Genomic DNA, 1,497 nt, shown 5'->3' on the forward strand with positions numbered 1-1,497 from the left:
ATTGTCATGCCGCTGTACCGAAAGGCCGTAAAGCCCTGAGCGCGACTGTGCCTCCGCGCGCAAAAAATTGCTGAAACAGCGGGTTTAATGTGTTCGGGATGGGTGATCAGGACACCTGCTTGATAAACCACCCTACCAGCGCAGCACAAGCCATGATGAGAAAGGCCGCGACCAATCGGGAGCGGGCATCATCACGAGATGAGGGGGCATCAGCGGTCAGTTCTTTATCTCCCCAGACCATGGGCCGCAGCAGATTCTGACGTTTCTTGAAAAAATAGAACACGATCGCAGCGACGTGCATGAGGACCAGAAAGATCAGCAGCAGCTTCCCAATCTCCTTGTGGTAAGTGGTGGCCAGACTGACCGTGGCGTTGGAGACGTACTTTGTCAAGGGCCCGGAATTGAAGATCTCGTCATCACTCATCAAACCTGTGGCCACCTGGACCAGCAAAGTGGCAAGCAAGGCAAAAACCGAAAATGCCCCCAGCGGGGAGTGGCCAACAGCGTGTGAGGGATCACCTCTGCCCTGCAGATAACGCCAGATAGTGGCTGGCGTGTAAATAAACTGCACAAACCGGGACCAATAACCTCCTACCAGTCCCCATGCCAGTCGAAACAGCAACAGGGCAAGAACGGAATAGCCCAGTAGAAAATGCCACTCCATGGCGGTTCCTCCAATTTGCCCCGTGATAACCAAACCTATGACGCAGGTCGCTAAAACCCAGTGAAATATACGGGTGGGTAGATCCCAGACTCTGACGGTTTTCATGTGTGGCGAGACGAATTAGGATTTTGATGAGATGGGATTCTGTGCGCAATGACATTGTGCAACTTGCCAGAACATGGAGGGTGTAGAGTTAGCGTTTTCCCTATAGTTCGAATTTCGGTAGAACTTTTTCGCAACAAGCAGAATCTGTCCAACGGTTCGATCCACGTCTCAACAGGAAAAATCATGAAGAAACTCGTTACGCTCGTACTCGCTGTTGCTGCAGCCACACTGACACTGCCTGCTTCGGCACAGTTTGCCAAGCCCGAAGATGCCATCAAGTACCGCAAGGCTGCCTTGACGGTGATGGCTGCGCATTTCGGGCGCATTGGTGCCATGACCAGTGGCAAGGCGCCATTTGACGCCAAGGCCGCCGCAGAGAATGCCGAGATCGTGGCAGCTATGTCCAAACTGCCATGGGCTGCTTTTGGTGAGGGTACAGACAAGGGAGAAACCAAGGCCAAGCCTGAAATCTGGAAAGAACAGGCCAAGTTCAAGGAAGGGCACGAAAAACTGGTGGGAGAGACCATGAAGCTGGCTGCCGTTGCAAAGACAGGTAATCAGGACAACCTGAAGCTTGCCTTCTCCTCTACGGCGGGTACTTGCAAGAGCTGCCACGATGCCTTCCGTGACAAGTAAACACAGTACGCGATAACACTAGCATGAGAGGCTCATGTCGTAGTTGACGCGGGCATCAGGCAAGAGCAAAACAAGGGACTGTTTCGCCAGGC

2 protein-coding genes are annotated in these 1,497 nt (G+C 53.1%); one reads left to right on the top strand and one right to left on the bottom strand.

What is annotated here, in order from left to right:
- Window positions 1-106: 106 nt before the first annotated feature.
- Window positions 107-769: a cytochrome b/b6 domain-containing protein gene (locus B7Y67_RS17785; RefSeq protein WP_293599770.1), complete on the bottom strand. Its 663-nt coding sequence runs from the start codon at window positions 767-769 to the stop codon at window positions 107-109.
- 183 nt (window positions 770-952) lie between these two features.
- Between B7Y67_RS17785 and B7Y67_RS17790 the strand changes: the two genes are divergently transcribed.
- Entirely contained in the window at window positions 953-1,405 is a 453-nt protein-coding gene (locus B7Y67_RS17790; protein ID WP_293599771.1) for a cytochrome c, read from the top strand.
- Window positions 1,406-1,497 lie beyond the last annotated feature (92 nt).

It is taken from the genome of Polynucleobacter sp. 35-46-11 (assembly GCF_002281105.1).